Annotated in this window: 3 protein-coding genes; 2 read left to right on the top strand and 1 reads right to left on the bottom strand. The window is 73.1% G+C overall.

The genetic code is table 11. The features are described from left to right. Positions 1–411: MFS transporter (locus tag AB0O00_RS35880; RefSeq protein WP_363658896.1), on the bottom strand; the 411-nt coding region annotated here is incomplete at its 3' end. A 232-nt stretch (positions 412–643) separates the two neighbouring features. On the opposite strand from AB0O00_RS35880, the gene AB0O00_RS35875 reads away from it, so the two are divergent. Together AB0O00_RS35875 and AB0O00_RS35870 are read left to right on the top strand one after the other, a co-directional pair. Next, positions 644–1,015, top strand: coding sequence for a YciI family protein (locus AB0O00_RS35875; RefSeq protein ID WP_363658895.1), 372 nt, complete (start codon positions 644–646; stop codon positions 1,013–1,015). After that, positions 1,012–2,235, top strand: a complete 1,224-nt coding sequence (locus AB0O00_RS35870) for a DUF6596 domain-containing protein (RefSeq protein WP_363658894.1) — start codon at positions 1,012–1,014, stop codon at positions 2,233–2,235. Before AB0O00_RS35875 ends, AB0O00_RS35870 begins: the two co-directional genes overlap by 4 nt. Positions 2,236–2,410: the final 175 nt, after the last annotated feature.

The following is a 2,410-nucleotide window of genomic DNA, read 5'->3' as shown; positions in this document are numbered from 1 at the left end:
CACCGCGATGGCCCGCCCGCGCTGCCGCCCGTCCCGGAACAGGTTGGTGATCAGCGCGAGCGTGGACGGCGCCAGCGTCGCCCCGGCGACGCCGAGCAGCGCCCGGACGACGATCAGCGTCAGCGGGTCGGTGGCGAAGGCCGCCACGACCGACAGCACCGCGAACGCCGCCGCGCCGGTGAGCAGTAGGCGCCGGCGGCCGATGCGGTCGCCGAGGGTGCCCATCGTGATCACCAGGGCGGCCACCGTGAGCCCGTATCCGTCGCTGATCCACAGTTGTTGGACGTTGGTGGCGCCCAGGTCCGCGCTCAGCCGCGGGAGCGCCAGCAGCAGCGCCGTCACGTCCATCGCGACCAGCAGGGTGGGCAGCATCAGGACGGCCAGGGCCAGCCAGGCCCGTTCGACTCGCATCTTCGAAACCTCCGGTTCTCCGTACGTTGCGGGAGTCGGTCGGAGCCGGGGGAGCGTTCTTGACATCCACGGGACGTCGGCGGGGCGTGCGTCGGCGGGCTGTGCGTCGGAGGAAAGCCCGTGGGAGATTTCTTCCGGAAAATGTCCGGAGGGATGTCAAGACCGCGCCGGCGGCTCCGACCAACCGGTCGAGAGGGCCCCGCCGGGGCCCGCGCACCGCGAGGAGCACGCGATGAAGTTCGTGATCGGCCTGCACATCAACCCGGCCGTGCTGGACGCGCTGACCGACGAGGAGAAGGCGGCGATCGGCGCCGGCCACGGCCGGTTCATCGAGGCGCTGAAGGAGTCCGGCGAGCTGATCGTCACCCAGGCGCTGGTCGACCCGTCCCAGGCGGCCGTGGTGACCGTCCGGGACGGGCAGCCGGTGGTGACCGACGGCCCGTTCCTGGAGGCCAAGGAGTTCCTCGGCGGCTTCTACCTGATCGACTGCGAGGACAAGGATCGCGCCATCGAGCTCGCGGCGCGGATCCCCGACGCCGCGATCCCCGGCCTGGGCGTCGAGGTGCGCCAGGTGATGTTCTCCGACGGACACTTGGAGGCATGACCCACAGCAAGGCGACGTCCGATTTCGAGGACCTGCAGCGTGAGCTCGCGCCGCAGGTCCTCGGCACGCTGGTGCGGCGGTACGGCCGGTTCGAGGGCTGCGAGGACGCCGTGCAGGAGGCCGTCCTCGCCGCCGCCGTGCAGTGGCCGGACGAGGGCGTGCCGGACAACCCGCGCGGCTGGCTGGTGACGGTCGCCTCTCGGCGTCTCGTCGACCGGCTGCGCAGGGACCACGCCCGCCGCGAGCGCGAGGTGGCGACGGCGTTCGAGGTGCGGCCCGAGGAGGTGCCGGACACCGACGACACGCTCGTCCTGCTGTTCCTGTGCTGCCACCCGACCCTGACCGCGGCCTCCCAGACCGCCCTGACCCTCCGGGCGGTCGGCGGTCTGACCACGGCCGAGATCGCCCGCGCGTTCCTGGTGCCGGAGGCCACGCTGGCCGCCAGGATCAGCCGGGCCAAGCAGCGCATCAAGGCAGCCGGGAGCTCTTTCGCCCTGCCCGAGGGCGAGGAGCGCGAGGAACGGCTGCGGGTGGTCCTGCACGTCCTCTACCTGATCTTCAACGAGGGCTACACCGCCTCCTCGGGCACCGACCTCGACCGCCCCGACCTCGCCCGCGAGGCGATCCGGCTGACCCGCACGGTCCAGGCCCAGCTCCCGGACGACCCCGAGGTCACCGGCCTGCTCGCCCTGATGCTCCTCACCCACGCCCGCCGCGCCGCCCGCACGACCCCGGCCGGCGACCTCGTCCCCCTCGCCGACCAGGACCGGACGGACTGGGACCGCACCCTGCTCGACGAGGGCCTCACCCTGGCCAAGTCCTCCCTGGCCGGCCCGGCCCTGGGCCCGTACCAGCTCCAGGCCGCGATCGCCGCGACGCACGCGGCAGCGGCGACGGCCGAGGAGACGGACTGGCGGCAGGTGTACGCCCTCTACCTGATCCTGGAACGCATCGCCCCCAACCCGATGGTCACCCTCAACCGCGCGATCGCCCTCGCCGAAACGGCGGGCCCCGAGGCCGGCCTGGCCCTCCTCGCCACCCTGGACGCCGACCCGAGAATGGCCACCCACCACCGCCTCCTCTCCGTCCGCGCCCACCTCCTCGAACGCACCGGCGACACGGCCGCCGCACACGACCACTACCGACGTGCCGCGAAGGCCACGGCGAGCACGGCTGAACAGCGCTACCTGGAGGCGAGGGCCGCACGGCTCAGTGCATAGGCCGGACGCCTACGGGGACAGCTGCTTCAGGTTCTCCTCGGCTTTGCGCGCACCTCCGCTGTCCCCCACCTCGCGGTAGAGCTGCGCGGCCCGGTGCAGGGCCGCGCGGGGCCACTCGTCGCGGCGGGGGTACAGGTGGGGGTGGCCCCTGGGCTGCGAGTTGTGGTGGCGGGCC

Source organism: Kitasatospora sp. NPDC093558, assembly GCF_040683475.1.
Lineage (GTDB): Bacteria > Actinomycetota > Actinomycetes > Streptomycetales > Streptomycetaceae > Kitasatospora.
The sequence above is the reverse complement of the archived record's forward strand: the minus strand, read 5'-3'. Positions and strand labels throughout refer to the sequence as shown.

Bases quoted from the DNA above. Each gene is read 5' to 3' on its own strand.
- AB0O00_RS35875 (WP_363658895.1), top strand. From the start codon at position 644: ATGAAGTTCGTGATCGGCCTGCACATCAACCCGGCCGTGCTGGACGCG.
- AB0O00_RS35870 (WP_363658894.1), top strand. From the start codon at position 1,012: ATGACCCACAGCAAGGCGACGTCCGATTTCGAGGACCTGCAGCGTGAG.